A 14,974-nucleotide genomic window follows, 5' to 3' on the forward strand; every position below is an offset into this window, starting at 1 on the left:
GAGACGGGCCGGCTGACCGAGGCCGAGCCCTGGCTGCGTCGCGCCGGAGCCAGGGCGCAGGCGAACGGATGGGAACTGGCCAGCGCCAGAACACAACTAGAGCGGGCCGCGGCGTGCTGGTCGGCGGGTGATCGCTGGGCAACGGAGCAATTGGTCTCCGAGGCGTACCCCGTCATCGCTCGACACGCCCGGGCTCACGACGTCTCGCGCTGCTGGTTGTTCTTAGGCCTCACCCGATTGGCGGCTGGCGGGCTGGAATCCGCGGACCAATGCTGGGAACACGCCGAGCGGCATTGGCGGGAGTTGGAAAAGCCGCTTCACATTCACCGAATCCTCCTGCAGCGCAGCTGGATATCTATTTTCCGGGGTCGCTTTGGCGAAGCGGTCGAGCTGATCGCGCAGGCGCGGGAGTGGCTCGACTCGTCGCCGCGCAGCAGTTGGCTGCAGTACGCACAGTTAGACAACCACCTAGGGACGGTCTGGCGCGCGGACGCGCTGTCGGACCTCGGATTCGACGGAGCGGGTAACCCCGCAGAAACGTGGCGGGAAACCGAAGCGCGGCAGATCAAGTCGCTCGGCGTGACCCGTGCCGAAGTCGGCAGTCCGCAGTACCGGCGTGCGATGCCGAAGCTCGAGCAGGCCGCCGAGCTCAAGGTGCCGGCAGCGCTGGCGGTCGACTCGGTGCGTTATTCGATCGCCGACGCCGACGCGAGGTCGCGCTGGGCAAGCAATGTTTCGGCACCCATCCTGGCCAGCGCCTTCGCCGTCGCCTGGGAATGGGACAACACGGAGCTCGTCAGTGAGCTCGTGGAATATCACGGCGCGCGAGGAACTTTCAGTGCCGAGCCGGCGCGACGTGACTTCGGCGAATGGGCCACGACCGCCACCACGCCGGTCATCATCGAGCCTGAAGTCGCGCTCGCAGCCATGGGACCAACCTTGCGCACCGGGGGTGCGCTGACCCGGCTCGGCCCTTTGCCCCCGCTGCAGATGCAACCGGATGCCCCACCCATCATGAGTCACTACCGCGCGCTGGCCCTACAACGGTACGGCCGTGACGTCACCGCGGCCGAACCGGCCTGGTCGACCTGGCCATGACCGATCCCGACCGGCTGACCTTCGTCCTACGATTCGCCGACGTCGGGGTCGCCACGTATGCCAGTCTGCGGGTGGTCGGGCAGCCGTCCAGGACGATCACCTGGGTGGTGGAAGAACCGATTCTGCTTGCGGCACTTCAGGAACTGGCTGACGCGCTGCCCGAACCGCGCGAGTCGGAGAGTCGACACGGCGCGATCGAGCGGGCGTTCACCCGGGGGCCCTTCGCCGCGCCGGGCACCGAACTGAACGCCGCCTACATTTTGGGCGTGCTCCTGATCGCCACACCGGCTTGGCAGTTGCTGGCAGAATGCATCGCGGCGCCGCGTGCGGTGCTGTTCGTCTCCCCCACCGCCCGTCTCGCCCGGGTCCCGTGGGGACTACTGGCGGTGCCGAAATCGGGACCAAGCGCGGAAGAACTGGTGCGCGCCCGGGCGCAGGCCACCACATTCAAAGGCACGGTGCCCGCTCAGATCCCGTGGCAGCTGGTCGATATCAGTGAGCGAACCGACGGCTATCGGCTGATGGAGTTGGTCGACGTGCTACTGGCGGTGCCGCAGAACATCGTGCACGCGCCACGAACGGCGGCCCAATGGGCAACCCGGCGGGACGCTCCACCGCTACTGATACTCGACCCGCGGGTGCCGGGACAGCGTCCCGATGCCGCACTGGGGTCGGTGCTGGGCCGGCCGTCGGCACAGACACCGCTGGCGCAACACTTCGGCCAGGTAATGCGAAGCCGGCCGGTGCTGCCGCGAGTCGATTCGGCCGTCGAGCTGTTCCGCCGCCAGGACGCCGACCGCAAGTGGTTGGCCGACCTGCTGAGCCATCACCCGAGTCGGCTTCTCTACGTCGGACACGCGAGTTCGGCCGACGGTCGCGCAGACCGGGCGGCGTTGCACCTGGCCTGTGCGGCACAGCGTCGCGGTGATGCCGACGCCATCGGCGATCACCGCCCGTTGACCGCTTCGGATCTGATGTCGCTGCGGCTGCCGATGCCGCCACGGGTTGCGTTGCTGGCGTGCGCATCCGGTGGTGACTATCAATTCGACGAGGCGACCGGTCTGGTGGCGGCGATGATCCTGGGCGGCGCGCAGCTGGTGACGGCCACCTTGTGGTCGTTACCCACCACCGCCGCGTATCGGCAATTCGCTGCGGCTCAGGGAGATACGACCGATCCGATGGCCGATGTGGTCGTCGGAGTCGATCGCGCCCATGAAGACCCGGAAGCAGGGTGTGCGGTGAACCGTTGGCAACGCGCGCGGATGCGACGCTGGCGTTCCGGCGACATCACGGCCAGCCCGCTCTACTGGGGCGCCGTGGTCAGTTTCGCCGTGGACGGCGCGCGGTGACTCACACGGCGGCCAACCACTGGGCGCGGACCGCGAGCACGTCGTCGGGCAGCGAAAGCTGTTCGCGTGCAGCCGGATCGAACGCTACCAGCACAACGAGACCGGGCCGCAGCCTCGAGATGTCCGGGTCTGAGTCGCTGCGCGCCAGTTTGCCGATGAACGTCTCTCCGGACACGGCCACCACCTCTACGAAGATCTGGTGCTCGCCGGATCCGACGCTGCGTACCGTGCCGAGCCCGACGGTGCGGTCGTCTGGATTCTTCCGGCGTGCGGCGGAGGTCAACCACCCGACGAGCGTGGACGCCGCGGCACCCCCGAGACGGACAAACGCCGTCCACCACTCACCCAACACGAGATACAGCACGGCGGTTGCAATCAGCGCGATCTCGGCGGTTCCCACCAGCAGCGTCGGCGTGTTCATCGCCCAAGTGTCGAGGTGCCGGGGTGCTACCGAACCCAACTTCTGGGATGTTCCAATTTTCGAGATGCCCCTATCCTGTGCAAATGAGCGCGGGCTCGCAGGTGACGACTGACGTCGTGGTGGGTCTGCCACGCCGGGCGGTCATCGACCAGGCCTGGCGCGCGATCGGCGCCGGCGTCGAGGTGCTCAGCAGCAACGACGGCGGCCCCCTGACCCGCACGGTCAAGCGCATCCTCGACCCGTTGGTGCTGCGCTTGCGCGCGAACCCGCAGTACTCGGCTCCCGTCGTCGCGCCGGAGACGGCAGCCGCAATGCACGAACTGATCGTGGGCGGCGCTCCCCAGTTACGTTCGGCCGCAGCCTGGTTCGAGATGCTCAAGATGGAGCGGCGCCGGCAGCGGATTCGTAGCGGAAACGCCCAGGAGTTGTACTTCCCGGTTTGCTTCGAGCTCGCGGTGACGAAAGGCGCACCTGCGCCGCAAGATAGTGAGACCGCCGCCGCGGTGCTGCACGATATCCACCAGGGCCGCGACCGCACCGCGATCGAGGTGCTGCACGCCTACCTGGCGGATCCCGAAACTGTTGCCGCACTTGCCGACCAACTCGACGTCAGTTGGCGTGACGTGCAGCCCGGCGAAACAATTACCGGCCCGTTCCTGGCGGAGCTTGCCACCGTGCTGGGGCCGGCCAACAGCCATGGGGTGGCGGCCGCGCGGCAGCGGGTCTGGTCAGCTGTGATCGCTGATGCAACCCCGTACAACCTGGGCGCCCTGGCCCACGTCGACGATGTTGATCTGCCCTGGTCGATCGTCGACATCGGCTTGAGTTCAGTTGCACCGCAAAGACAACCGAAAGTACGCGGCGGCACTGACAGCGATCGCCCGTTGGATCGCAGTGTCGGGGACCGGGTGCGCGCCACGCTGCGGCGCGCACTGGACCGTGACGCGTTGCCCGACATCCCGTTGTTGTGCGCCGAGGAAGTCGACCGGGTCTGCGCGCCCTGGGGGCTGTTGGGCGAGGACAAACAGGCCACACTGGTGGCCGGTATCGAGATCGCCGTCGAATTAGCGCCATTGGACCGATCGGTGGCCAGCCGTTACGCGTTGGCGGCCCAGATTCAGGCCCGGTTGCGCAAGGAGGCCTACGTTCTGCACGCCCGGCGCTACCTCGCCGAGGGCGGGCCCATCCATCCGCGGCAACGCCAGGTCGTCGACGAACTCACCGCCTACGCGCAGCCATACCTGAGCCGGCTGTGGGCGCGCCTGCACGGCCGCGACGTCTGGCAGGAGCCCTGTGACGACGTCGACGACGTGCGGTCCCTGCTCGAGGGCGTCGCCCGGTCGGTGAGCCTGGACCACCGCCAGCGGATCAAGACAATGCTGGAATTGCAGGTGGCCGGATGAGATTGGTTGCCGAATCCGGTCTTTGGAGCGCCGGGCCCCGTGCCGAGCCTCTAGGCCCACTCACCGCGGTGCTGGAGGTCAGCGGTGCGGTGTTTTCCTGGACGATCGACGACCCGCCCACCGAGACCGCCACCCAGATCAGCTTCACCGATTTATCGCGCGCCGACTGGCTTTGGCGCATCGTCGGTGAGGCCGGACACGTCATGCTGGTGTCGGCCGTGGACCGGGCAGGGCAACCGCAGAGTCTCGAACGCCTGGATCTTCACGGGGTGGAAATCCTGCCGGGATCGATCAATCCGCTCCGTAGACTCGCGATTGGTCATTGGCTACGGCGCTGGTGGCCGGCCAGTCAGCGCGACGGGATCGCCGCCCTCGACCGTGCCCTTCTCGACGTCGAAGTCGCGCTGCTGACGTTCGGCGCACAGTGCTTCTTCACCGACGACACCCTGGACTCGGACGTGGCCGAGCTGCTGGCGCCGCACGCGGCGGCCCTGCTCACGCGCGTGGGCACCGACGACGCACGCATCCGCGACCTGGTACGGGTCGGTGCCGGGCTGGCCGACGAGATCGAAATAGACGGTCCGGAGTGGCCGGAATTGTTTGCCGCGGTTGATGATTCGAGCGCACTCGGCTCAGTGCCGAGCCCACGCCAGGACGACTACGCGCTGGCCGCGGGCTCGGACGGAACGCCATCGGATGCGGCCGCGATCGTCAGCGGCGTCGCGTCGCTCAACTGGAGTGCGGTTCCACCGCGGATATTCGATGCCAGCGAGAACACCGTGGACTGGAGCGTCCGGGTCGACGGCACCACGCCGGTCGCGGTGGTGCGCGCAGCGGTCATTGGACCCGACCCCGCCACCGGCGTCGAGCTCCGGGTGCTCGCCGGGACAGTGACCGGGGACGGCATGCTGGAAGCCGACGGCCGCGCGAGCCTCCCACTTTTCGGCGCGGAACACCTGCCGCTGACGGAATCGGCTGCCTGGAACCATGATTGGGCGGCGACGTCGGTGATCGTCGGCGCTCCGATCTCGGGGGCGACGGAATCATCCGAGACGAGGGAGCGGGTCCGCCGCTGGGTGCGGGCGCGGCTGGACTCGCCGCCAGACGACGCATACCTGGCCGAGATTCTGGCGAGCGAATCGACCTACTGACCACCCGATCCGTTCCCCTATGCTGAGCGAGTGCCAAACACCTATCGCGTCGTGCAATGGAACACCGGGAACGTCGGCAAGAGCTCGCTGAAGTCGATCGCCGCCAACCCCACCCTCGAACTGGTGGGGTGCTATGCCTGGTCCCAGGAAAAGGTCGGCCGCGATGCCGGGGAGCTGGTGGGCATGGCACCGCTGGGGGTCGCGGCCACCAACGACGTGGAGGCACTGCTCGCCCTGAAGCCGGACTGTGTGGTCTACAACCCGATGTGGATCGACGTCGACGAATTGGTGCGCATCCTGTCTGGGGGCGTCAACGTGGTGACGACGGCGTCGTTCATCACCGGAGGCAACCTGGGCGCCGGACGCGACCGGATCCTGCACGCCTGCCAGACGGGTGGCTCCACGATCTTCGGGTCCGGTGTCAGCCCCGGCTTCGCCGAACTGCTGGCCATCGTGTCGGCCATGGTCTGCAACCGCGTCGACAAGATCACCGTCAACGAGGCCGCCGACACCACGTTCTACGACTCCCCGGACACCGAGAAGCCGGTCGGCTTCGGTCAGCCGATCGACCACCCGGACCTGCAGGCGATGGCGGCCAAAGGAACTGCCATCTTCGGCGAGGCCGTCCGGCTGGTGGGCGATGCGCTCGGTGTCGAACTCGACGAGGTGCGCTGCGTGGCCGAGTTCGCCCAGACCACCGCCGACCTCGAAATGGCGTCCTGGACGATCCCCGCGGGATGTGTCGCGGGGGTGTACATCAGCTGGCAGGGCCTCGTCGGCGACAAGATCCTGATCGACCTCAACGTCCGGTGGCGCAAGGGACAGACCCTGGAGCCCGACTGGAAGATCGAGCAGGATGGCTGGGTCGTTCAGGTCGACGGGCAGCCGACGGTGACAACCAAGGTCGGATTCCTGCCGCCCCCGTACTTCGAGGCCACCACGATCGAGGAATTCATGGACCTCGGCCACATCATGACGGCGATGCCGGTTATCAATGCGATCCCCGCCGTCGTGGCCGCCGCTCCCGGCATCGCCACCTACACCGACCTCCCGCTGACGCTCCCCCGCGGAAACGCGAGGGTCTAACGCCGGCCCGCTGCCGCGGCTCGTCGCGCGGGTCTGGCGTAGGTCGCACCGAGCGCAGGGACTTCGACGAATCCCGTGTGCCGCGCGGCCTCGATGGCGTTGCGCAGCGGGCGGGCCAGCCCCGCGAAGGAGCCCATGTCGAACAGTATCGGCGTGAGCAGCCGGTTGTGCACGAAGCCGAAAGAGCTGGCGGTCTCGGGGTCGGCCCAGCCTAACGTCCCACCGAGTCCAACGTGGCCAAACCCGCGGAGCAGGCCCGGGACGGGCGATTCGTGATAGCCGAGGTGAAATGGCATGGGCACCACCATGTTTGCGTCGGGCCACTTCCGTCGGGGATCGCCCGTCAGGCCGCGCGTCAAGTCCTCGGACAGGTACTTCTTGCCGTCGATGCGGCCATCGTTGGCCAACACGCCGTACATCTTGGCCAGACCACGGCCGGTCACCACTCCGTTGGCACCGGGGACTTCACCGTCCAGAAATGGAATGTCGCCTTGCACAAGGGATTTGACGCCAGGAAAGTACATCGCACCGAAGCCGCCGGAGAACGGCAGGCCGGCGACCCTGGGCGCGATGAAGTTGAAAATCGGGTTCGGCAACTTGGACTGCGGCGCCAGGATCTGCGCCACCTCGGTCGGGGCGCCCGCTGCAGGCCGGCCCAGATGGATGCCGTCGGTGTTGAGCGGACGGGCGACTTCCTGGCGAACCAGCTCCCGCATGCCTTTGCCGGTCACCGCGCGGGCAAGACCCGACAGCAGCCAGCCGTAGGTCAGGGCGTGATACGCCTGGACGCCTCGCGTGTGGTCCGGCGCCGCGGCGGCAAGCCGTTCCTCCATCAACAGGTGATCCATCAACTCGGTCTTGGTGACGCCTTTGAGGTGCGACAGTCCAGACCGGTGCCGCATGACGTCGTTGACGGTGATGTCGGCCTTGCCGTTGGCGGCGAATTCGGGCCAATAGTCGGCGACGGCCGCGTCATAGGACACCAGGCCCTGATCGGCAAGCCGGTGAACAACCGTCGACGCGATTCCCTTGGTCGCCGAAAACACCATCGCACCGGTGTCCGCCGTCCACGGTTCGCTACCGGCCCGGTCCTTCCATCCCGTCCAGACGTCGACGACGGGCCGGCCCTCGATGTAGACGGACAGGGCTCCCCCGCCAAAACGACGCCCCGGAAACAGCTGGGCGAACACCTTTATCGCGTTGGCGAAATGCGGGTCGGCCGCGCCGGCCGTGCCGCGCGGCAAGCCGTCGCCGGTTACCAAAAGAGTTGTCACGGCGAAGAAGCTTCTCGTGGCCGCGCTGCCATCACGGGAGGCAGGGTAGCACCTGCGGTTTGGCGGGCACCCGCCGTCGGGTATCCGGCCAACCATGACCGGCAAAAACAGCAGACTGCGCAACAAGGCCCAGTACTGGAGCGGCAAGGCCAGGGAGACCGTAGGCAGGATCACCGGCAACAGGCGCACCCAATACGGAGGCAAGTTGGACCAGGCCAAGGCGAACCTGAAGGACTTGACTCACCGGCGCGGCAACGGGATCGCCGGGCCGCGAGCGTAAGTCGCAACCGCGGGCGCTCACTGCTCCGAGTGGTCACTCCCGGGCGGTTTGTTCAGCCACGTCTTCAGCCGAAGAAGCTGATTGATGACCATGCTGAGGCCCAGGAGCATCAGCACCGCCACGACCGCCACCACAACCGCGGTGCTCATGCAGTCCATAGTGACACCTCGCGTGCAATCCGCCAGTTTCCACGCTGCGGGGCAGGCTCGAACGTCGCGAATAAGGGTTTCGGAGGCGCTCGTTAGCGGGTAGCCAGGCAGGACCCCACCCAGCGACCCAAAGAGGGAGCAGAACAGATGAGCGCCACGGACAAAGCCAAGAACAAGATCGAAGACCTGGGCGGCAAGGCCAAGGAGGCCGTCGGCAAGGCGACCAAGGACCACGACACCAAGAATGAGGGCCGCGCTGACCAGGCCAAGTCGAGTTTGAAAGACGCCGGCGAGAAGGTGAAGGACGCCTTCAAGAAGTAGGCCCGGCGAGTTTTGACCAGCAGGTTTGCCGATGAGGGCGGCAAGCCTGCTGGTCTATTGTCGGACAAATCCTAGGCGGCGTGCACAGCCGTCAGCCAGACCCACGCGATTGAGAAGCCGGTTTCTGGCTACCCCATAGCTCTATCGGTATCGAACGAGTGAGGGGTCGGCATGATGCGACGCGGTTGGGTGGCGGCGAATGCCGCACGGGCACGGCGGTTTGCCGTAGTTGTGGGCGCGGTGGCGCTGGCGGGCATACCCGTCTTCGCGAGCCCCCGGATTCCGGCGGCGTCAGCCGACCCGTGCCCCGACGTCGACGTCGTATTCGCGCGCGGCTCCGGTGAGCCTGCCGGCGTCGGTGGGATCGGCCAATCCTTCGTCGATGCGCTGCGTGGGGAGATCGGCACCAGGTCGCTCAGCGTGTATCCGGTCAACTACCCCGCCAGCACCGACTTCTCCAACCCCGATTTCCCCAAGACGGTGATCGACGGCATTCGTGACGCGGGTTCGCACATCCAGTCCATGGCGACCAACTGTCCCAAGACGCGGGAGGTGCTCGGTGGATACTCGCAAGGCGCGGCCCTGGCGGGTTACGTCACCTCGGCCGCCGTCCCGGCGGGCGTACCCGCTTCCGCGGTTCCTGCGCCGCTGGCACCAGAGATCGCGAACCATGTCGCCGCGGTCATCTTGTTCGGGACGCCTTCCCCACAATTCCTGCAGCAGTACGGCGCGCCGCTGATTACCATCGGCCCGTTGTACCAACCCAAGACCCTCGAGCTGTGCGCGCAGGGCGACTCGATCTGCGGTCAGGGCAATGACCCTGTCGCACACGTCTCGTACTCGGTGAACGGGATGGTCGGCCAGGCCGCGGATTTCGCGGTAAGCCATCTGTAACACGAGCCGGCAAATTAGCCATAGCATCGCACCATGCGTGTTCTTGTCACGGGCGGTACCGGGTTCGTGGGCGGCTGGACCGCAAGGGCCATCGCCGAAGCGGGACACTCCGTCCGGTTCCTGGTCCGAAACCCGGAGCGGCTCAAGACGTCCGTCGCGCAACTGGGGGTCGACGTCTCGGATTTTGCCGTCGGAGACATCTCGGACCGCTACTCGATCCGGGAGGCGCTGCAGGGGTGTGACGCCGTCGTGCACAGCGCCGCACTGGTGGCAACCGACCCGCGTGAGACTCCCCGGATGCTCAGCACAAACATGTCCGGCGCCCAAAACGTGCTGGGCCAGGCCGTCGAACTCGGAATGGATCCGATCGTTCACGTATCGAGCTTCACCGCGCTGTTCCATCCCAAATTGGAGACGCTGACGGCGGACCTGCCGGTGGTCGGCGGAACCGACGGGTACGGCCAGTCGAAGGCCCAGGTCGAAATCTATGCGCGCGGACTGCAGGACGCGGGGGCGCCGGTGAACATCACCTATCCCGGCATGGTGCTGGGGCCGCCGGTCGGCGACCAGTTCGGTGAGGCCGGTGAAGGCGTCAAGGCCGCGTTGAGTATGCATTTCATTCCCGGCCGGGGCGCGGCATGGTTGGTCGTCGACGTTCGCGATCTGGCCGCACTGCACGTGGCGCTGTTGGAGCCCGGGCGCGGGCCGCGCCGCTATATGGCGGGTGGCCGCCGCGTTCCGGTGACCGAACTGGCGAGCATGCTCGGCGAGGTCGGTGCCACGGCGATGCTCGCGGTTCCGGTGCCCGACACGGTGATTCGTGCCGCGGGCGTGGTGCTGGACCAAGTGGGTCCATACCTGCCGTTCGATACCCCGTTCACCTCGGCGGGCATGCAGTACTACACGCAGATGCCAGCATCCGATGACTCGCCGAGCGAGCGCGAACTCGGCATCACCTATCGGGATCTGCACGCCACCCTGGCCGACACGGTCACGGCACTGCGCGCGGCGGCCTCCTAACCCCGTTCAGCTCTGTCGACCGCCGACCCAGGCCGAGCAAGCCGGCACCCACGAAGGGCACCGGCGCCAGGGCCGCGATCATCGCGCTTTTGGTGCCAACGAGGGGCCTGCTGCGTAGCCCGAGCACGAGATCGGCGCTGTCGCTGAGCAATCCGAAAGTCGCCCAGCGCCGCAGCTCTTTGTCACCGCGCAGCGCGGCGGCACACGTACCCGACCCGATCACCAGATCGCGAATCCCGATCGTCTGCATCAACAGCGTCTCGGTGCCCGATTCCGGCCTGAAGAACCTGCCCGGCGCCAAAAGCATGGCGGCCCCCACCGCGACGCGGGCCGCCGCCACAAGCGCCAAGATCGGCGATATGCGGGTGGGCTCCTGTGGCATTGGCCAACACTAACCGCGGCACAGGCGGCTGAGAAGGCTCCCTAAGCGGCAGGTTCGATCTCGAGGCCGACGTGGACCTTGTCGATGCCCCCGCGCACGACCGAGTGCGCGTAGAACCACCAGGCGTGGTACCAGTACCGCTTCAGGACGGCGTTGTAAACCCGCCGGGTCTCCGACTTCGGCAACACCCGGGCAACGGCCTCGACCGGTTCGCTCTTGGGCTTGCCCAGCGCCGCGCTGCGGGCGATCGTCACCCTGGGTGTGTTGATGATGCGTTTGACCTTCCACGACCCGTCGTCGGTGATGATGAGGAGCTTGCCGCCATCGGGCACCCCCCAGATTGGGGTCGGCTTCGGCCGGCCATCCTTGGTGAAAGTCGTCAATCGCAGATACTTGGACTTGATGACGTCGTTGAAGCTGAGAGCCACGCTTTGCTTCTCTTCCGGTTGGCAGGGTTTGACGGGTTACATGCCCAGGCTGGCGATTTTTCAAACGTGGCGGTCACTCCGTCGAACGGGCAAGCTTGCAGCGCAACGCAACTCGTACTACGGCGCGACGTCTGACGAGTGCTGCGGTCACTCTTGATGCCCTCGCCAACGTGTTCAAGCAGAACCGCATCCGGGATTCCGGCGCCTTATTCGATGTTCGCCGAACCGGCGGTGTGATAAGACCAAACAACCATGGCCGCAACTGAACGCGCAAAGGCGCGCGACTCCACCACGCGCGACTCGTTGGTGGCCGCAACCAGTCAGATCATGGTCGAGGAGGGGTACGCCGCGGCCACGTCGCGCCGGGTGGCGGCCGCAGCGGGCGTGAAACCGGCGCTGGTGCACTACTACTTCCCCACCATGGACGAGTTGTATCTGGCCGTTTTCCGCCGCGGCGCCGCGGCGTACCTGGAGCGTCAGCAACAGGCATTGGGCTCCCCGCGGCCATTGCACGCGTTCTGGGACACACTCACCGAGCCGAAGGACACCAGGCTGCTGTTGGAATTCATGGGGCTTGCCAACCACCGCAAGGAGATCCGGGCCGAGATCGCGGTGTGGTCGGAGCGGTGGCGCGAGGCGCAGATCACGGCCCTGAACTCCATCGTCCGCGAACACGACCTCGACCCAATCGAATTCCCGCCCGCGGCCCTGGCCGTCATCATCGTCTCGATCGGCCGCACCCTGATCCTGGAGGACCGGCTGGGTACCACCGGTGGCCATGACGAGGCCGTCGCGCTGGTGAATCGATTCCTCGACCGCTTCGAAATGCCGAGCCCGAAGACGCGGCGTACCTCAGGGCAACACGATGCGTAGCCGTTCCCAGCCGCGAACGGTGGATGTCGGCGCCAATTGCGCTGTGTCGTAATCGATGTCCCATTCGGGCCAGCGGTTGAGCATCTCGTCCAGCGCGACGCGGCCCTCAAGGCGAGCCAGGTTGGCGCCCAAGCAGTAGTGCACGCCCTTCCCGAAGGTGATGTGCGAGATGTTGTCGCGATGGATGTCGAACACGTCCGGATCCCTATACCGACGGTGGTCGCGGTTGGCGGCACCAAACAACAACAGCACGGCACTGCCGGCCGCGACCGTGGTTCCGTAACATTCGAAATCCTTTGCCGTCCAACGGGCCACGTGCGGTCCGGTCGGTTCGAATCGCAAGGTCTCGTCGACGGTACGGTTCAGCAAAGACCGATCCTGGTGAATCTCGCGACGCTGGTCGGGGTGTTCGGCGAGCACCTTGGCCAGCCAACCGATCAACCGGCCCGTCGTCTCGTTGCCGGCACCGGCCACCACCTGGGTGTAGTGCAACACCTCTTTGCGGGCCAGTTTCCGGTGCACCCCGCGCTCGTCGTCGAACTCGACGTTGAGCAGCGTCGTCATCAGATCGTCGGACGGGTTCTTGGATCGCCATTCGACATAATCGGCGTAGATTCGGCCGTCTGCGATGGAGTCGGCGTCGGCGACTTTCAGCGGCGCCCCGGGCTTGGTACGCAGGTTGGCGTCGTTCGCGTCGCGCACCGAGATCTGTTCGGACTCAGGAATTCCCAACAACATGCCGATCACGCGCATGGGCATCATCGATGCCAGTTCCGCGATGATGTCGAATCCGCCGGACCCGACATGGGGATCCAGGCACCGCACGCAGTACTGCCGGATCTGGTCCTCAATCGCGGCCATCCTGCGCGGCGTGAACACCCGCGACATCAGCCCGCGCAATATCGAGTGCTCGGGTGGATCCTGGAACATCATGACGCCGCCGGGCATGTCGAACTTCGACTGGATCAGTTCCAGGATGTCGCTGCGGCGGCTGGAGAAGGTTTCCCAGTTCGCCAGCGCCTGTTCGACATCGGAATGCCTTGACAGCGCCCAGAAATCGTAGCGCTCGTTATAGTAGATCGGCGCCTCCTCGCGCAACCGCGCGTAAACCGGATACGGGTCGGCGATGATGCCGGTGTCGTACGGGTCGTAGTAGACGTCCGTGTCGTTAGCGACGGTCATTGACATCTCCCTCATTTCAGGCAGCTGCCGGCGTCGATGGGCAGTGCCACGCCGGTAACGTAACGCGCTTCGTCCGGTGCCAGGAACAGGCCGGCGCTGCTGATGTCTTCGGGGGTCACCCATGGGATCGCCAGGACGTGAAAGCTCTGGCACACCGGGGCGCCTGCCCCGGTCACGAACGCGACCTTGCCGTCCATCCGGCCCATGGCACCCTCCACCGCGATGATTGGGCGATCGCCCAAATTATTGACGCTGGCCATGTCTAGCAGCACAGTGGTGAACCCGTCAAGAGCGGTGGACCCAGGGCTGTAACAGTCAACGTCAAGCTCGGGAAACCCGGCCAGGTTCTCGAATTGACCCCACGGTTGGCTACAGGGGTGCCAAACGCCGCCGGGGCGCTCTAGTTTCGGGCCTCGCGCCGAATCACGCCGATGTGGCGTTCAGGCGACGTGCCGTTTAGGCCAAACGGCGTCGTCAGGACGAGTCGAACAGAGTGGCGATCCCGGCCGCGTCGGGAATGACGTACGCGATGTCCGATAGGTCGGCGAAGGCCGTGTCAGCCGAGACGAGAGCGCTCGCGCCCGCCTTCGCGGCGGTCGCCGCGAGCACGGCGCCGAAGGCCCCGAGTCGGGGCGTCGTCTGGAACAGCGCCAGCCCGCGTCGGAGATTTTCGCCAGTAATCATCAGCAGCGGCGAGAGCAGCTCCACATAGTCGCGGCCCAACGCGGCCGCGTCGCTGCGCTCACGCCGACGGGCACGGACGTGGACAAACTCCTGGATGACCTCGGCCGTGGTCGTCGCCTCGATGCGCTCCTCGGCGATCGCCGCGATGAGATCGCGGCAGGGCTGGCGTAGCGGATGCTCGACACCCTTGGCGTATACGAGCACGGTCGTGTCGAGCACGATCATCCGCGGCGTGCCCGCAGCTCCTCGAGTTCCTTTTTGAGCTCCCGCGGCTCGGGAACCGGCATGTCGGGAGCGTCCAGGAGGCGCCTGCCCGCTGACTTTCGGCGATCGCCGGGGCTCGCGAGGCCGCGGTCGATGGCCTCACGCACGACCGCGGCGACCGAGACACCACGCTCGCGCGCTAGCGATGTGATGCGGCGATGACGCTCGGCGTCGAGCAGGATCTGGAGTCGATGCTCGAGTGGCATGCTCATACATTAGCATGCTAATGTCTGGGTTCCATGCGAGTTGTGGCGCCTGGCTCGCGACATCCGCCACTGCAGCAGCTGCTCACCGCCGGCCCGCATAGGGGGTTTTGGCGTGGCGTGCGGCTTCCTGTACAAGTTGCACGCGGGAGCTCAGGCCGAGCTTGGTGTAGACGTGGGTGAGGTGGGTTTGCACGGTGCGGGGTGAGACGAAAAGCCTTGCGGCGATGTCATTGTTGGCAAGCCCCTCGCTGACCAGTCGCACCACGTCGCGCTCGGTCGGGGTGAGCGACTCCCAGCCGCTGGCCGGTCGTTTGCGTCGGCCGCGGCCGCGCTGCGCGTAGGCGATCGCCTCCTCGGTGGACATCGCCGCGCCCTCGGCGAAGGCGGTGTCAAAATCAATCTCGCTGAGGATATCTCGCAATGCTGTCGCCGAGGAGTCATAGGCGGCGTCCCAAACCTTGAACCTCGCCGCGCCCGTACGCTGTCGCATGGCGTGCGCGGCGCCAAGT

General features: G+C 66.4%; 18 protein-coding genes and 2 pseudogenes. 10 read left to right on the forward strand and 10 right to left on the reverse strand.

What is annotated here, in order from left to right:
- A pseudogene (locus JO236_RS15645) lies at positions 1–1,098 on the forward strand (hypothetical protein); the annotation flags it as partial.
- Positions 1,095–2,447 carry a CHAT domain-containing protein gene (locus JO236_RS15650; protein ID WP_293331971.1) on the forward strand — a complete coding sequence of 451 codons (1,353 nt, stop codon included), beginning with the start codon at positions 1,095–1,097 and terminating at the stop codon, positions 2,445–2,447. The pseudogene JO236_RS15645 and the gene JO236_RS15650, both read left to right, overlap by 4 nt.
- Before the next feature lies 1 nt (position 2,448).
- Here JO236_RS15650 and JO236_RS15655 read toward each other — a convergent pair whose 3' ends face one another.
- On the reverse strand, positions 2,449–2,799 hold the full coding sequence (locus tag JO236_RS15655) for a hypothetical protein (RefSeq protein ID WP_416362260.1): 351 nt from the start codon (positions 2,797–2,799) through the stop codon (positions 2,449–2,451).
- A gap of 152 nt (positions 2,800–2,951) precedes the next feature.
- On the opposite strand from JO236_RS15655, the gene JO236_RS15660 reads away from it, so the two are divergent.
- From JO236_RS15660 to JO236_RS15670, 3 genes are read left to right on the forward strand one after another with little or no spacing between them, the layout of a single operon-like run.
- A complete protein-coding gene (locus JO236_RS15660; RefSeq protein WP_293331976.1) occupies positions 2,952–4,271 on the forward strand; it encodes a hypothetical protein in 1,320 nt (439 codons plus the stop codon).
- Positions 4,268–5,422, forward strand: coding sequence for a hypothetical protein (locus JO236_RS15665; RefSeq protein ID WP_293331979.1), 1,155 nt, complete (start codon positions 4,268–4,270; stop codon positions 5,420–5,422). Before JO236_RS15660 ends, JO236_RS15665 begins: the two co-directional genes overlap by 4 nt.
- Before the next feature lie 30 nt (positions 5,423–5,452).
- On the forward strand, positions 5,453–6,508 hold the full coding sequence (locus JO236_RS15670) for a dihydrodipicolinate reductase (protein ID WP_293331982.1): 1,056 nt from the start codon (positions 5,453–5,455) through the stop codon (positions 6,506–6,508).
- Here the strand turns inward: JO236_RS15670 and JO236_RS15675 are convergent.
- Positions 6,505–7,782: a serine hydrolase domain-containing protein gene (locus JO236_RS15675; protein ID WP_293331985.1), complete on the reverse strand. Its 1,278-nt coding sequence runs from the start codon at positions 7,780–7,782 to the stop codon at positions 6,505–6,507. The genes JO236_RS15670 and JO236_RS15675 overlap by 4 nt on opposite strands.
- A gap of 94 nt (positions 7,783–7,876) precedes the next feature.
- On the opposite strand from JO236_RS15675, the gene JO236_RS15680 reads away from it, so the two are divergent.
- Entirely contained in the window at positions 7,877–8,062 is a 186-nt protein-coding gene (locus tag JO236_RS15680) for a CsbD family protein (protein WP_293331989.1), read from the forward strand.
- 17 nt (positions 8,063–8,079) lie between these two features.
- On the opposite strand, the gene JO236_RS15685 is transcribed toward JO236_RS15680, so the two are convergent.
- The gene (locus JO236_RS15685) at positions 8,080–8,211 is read right to left on the reverse strand and encodes a hypothetical protein (protein WP_293332022.1); all 132 of its coding nucleotides are present in this window, start codon (positions 8,209–8,211) and stop codon (positions 8,080–8,082) included.
- A 147-nt stretch (positions 8,212–8,358) separates the two neighbouring features.
- Between JO236_RS15685 and JO236_RS15690 the strand changes: the two genes are divergently transcribed.
- The 3 genes from JO236_RS15690 (at position 8,359) to JO236_RS15700 (ending at position 10,446) form a co-directional block, all read left to right on the forward strand.
- Positions 8,359–8,532: a CsbD family protein gene (locus JO236_RS15690; protein WP_293331992.1), complete on the forward strand. Its 174-nt coding sequence runs from the start codon at positions 8,359–8,361 to the stop codon at positions 8,530–8,532.
- A 171-nt stretch (positions 8,533–8,703) separates the two neighbouring features.
- Entirely contained in the window at positions 8,704–9,426 is a 723-nt protein-coding gene (locus tag JO236_RS15695; protein WP_416362259.1) for a cutinase family protein, read from the forward strand.
- A 33-nt stretch (positions 9,427–9,459) separates the two neighbouring features.
- Positions 9,460–10,446, forward strand: a complete 987-nt coding sequence (locus tag JO236_RS15700; RefSeq protein WP_293331995.1) for an SDR family NAD(P)-dependent oxidoreductase — start codon at positions 9,460–9,462, stop codon at positions 10,444–10,446.
- Here JO236_RS15700 and JO236_RS15705 read toward each other — a convergent pair.
- Both JO236_RS15705 and JO236_RS15710 read right to left on the reverse strand, forming a co-directional pair.
- A complete protein-coding gene (locus tag JO236_RS15705) occupies positions 10,418–10,828 on the reverse strand; it encodes a hypothetical protein (RefSeq protein ID WP_293331998.1) in 411 nt (136 codons plus the stop codon). The two genes, JO236_RS15700 and JO236_RS15705, sit on opposite strands and share 29 nt — an antisense overlap.
- Before the next feature lie 41 nt (positions 10,829–10,869).
- Entirely contained in the window at positions 10,870–11,256 is a 387-nt protein-coding gene (locus JO236_RS15710) for a PPOX class F420-dependent oxidoreductase (RefSeq protein WP_293332001.1), read from the reverse strand.
- 252 nt (positions 11,257–11,508) lie between these two features.
- Between JO236_RS15710 and JO236_RS15715 the strand changes: the two genes are divergently transcribed.
- Complete coding sequence (locus JO236_RS15715; protein ID WP_293332004.1) at positions 11,509–12,129, forward strand: TetR/AcrR family transcriptional regulator; 621 nt, start codon at positions 11,509–11,511, stop codon at positions 12,127–12,129.
- On the opposite strand, the gene JO236_RS15720 is transcribed toward JO236_RS15715, so the two are convergent.
- The 5 genes and pseudogenes from JO236_RS15720 to JO236_RS15740 form a co-directional block, all read right to left on the reverse strand.
- Complete coding sequence (locus JO236_RS15720) at positions 12,109–13,311, reverse strand: cytochrome P450 (protein ID WP_293332008.1); 1,203 nt, start codon at positions 13,309–13,311, stop codon at positions 12,109–12,111. The two genes, JO236_RS15715 and JO236_RS15720, sit on opposite strands and share 21 nt — an antisense overlap.
- Before the next feature lie 11 nt (positions 13,312–13,322).
- Positions 13,323–13,472: pseudogene (locus tag JO236_RS15725) on the reverse strand (SDR family mycofactocin-dependent oxidoreductase); the annotation flags it as partial.
- A gap of 313 nt (positions 13,473–13,785) precedes the next feature.
- A complete protein-coding gene (locus tag JO236_RS15730) occupies positions 13,786–14,220 on the reverse strand; it encodes a type II toxin-antitoxin system VapC family toxin (RefSeq protein ID WP_293332010.1) in 435 nt (144 codons plus the stop codon).
- Entirely contained in the window at positions 14,217–14,471 is a 255-nt protein-coding gene (locus JO236_RS15735; protein WP_293332013.1) for a CopG family transcriptional regulator, read from the reverse strand. The genes JO236_RS15730 and JO236_RS15735 overlap by 4 nt, the downstream gene beginning before the upstream one ends.
- A gap of 76 nt (positions 14,472–14,547) precedes the next feature.
- The coding region (locus JO236_RS15740; RefSeq protein ID WP_293332016.1) for a response regulator transcription factor at positions 14,548–14,974 on the reverse strand (427 nt) is incomplete at its 5' end.

Origin of the sequence: Mycobacterium sp. (assembly GCF_019247635.1) — a bacterium.
GTDB lineage: Bacteria > Actinomycetota > Actinomycetes > Mycobacteriales > Mycobacteriaceae > Mycobacterium.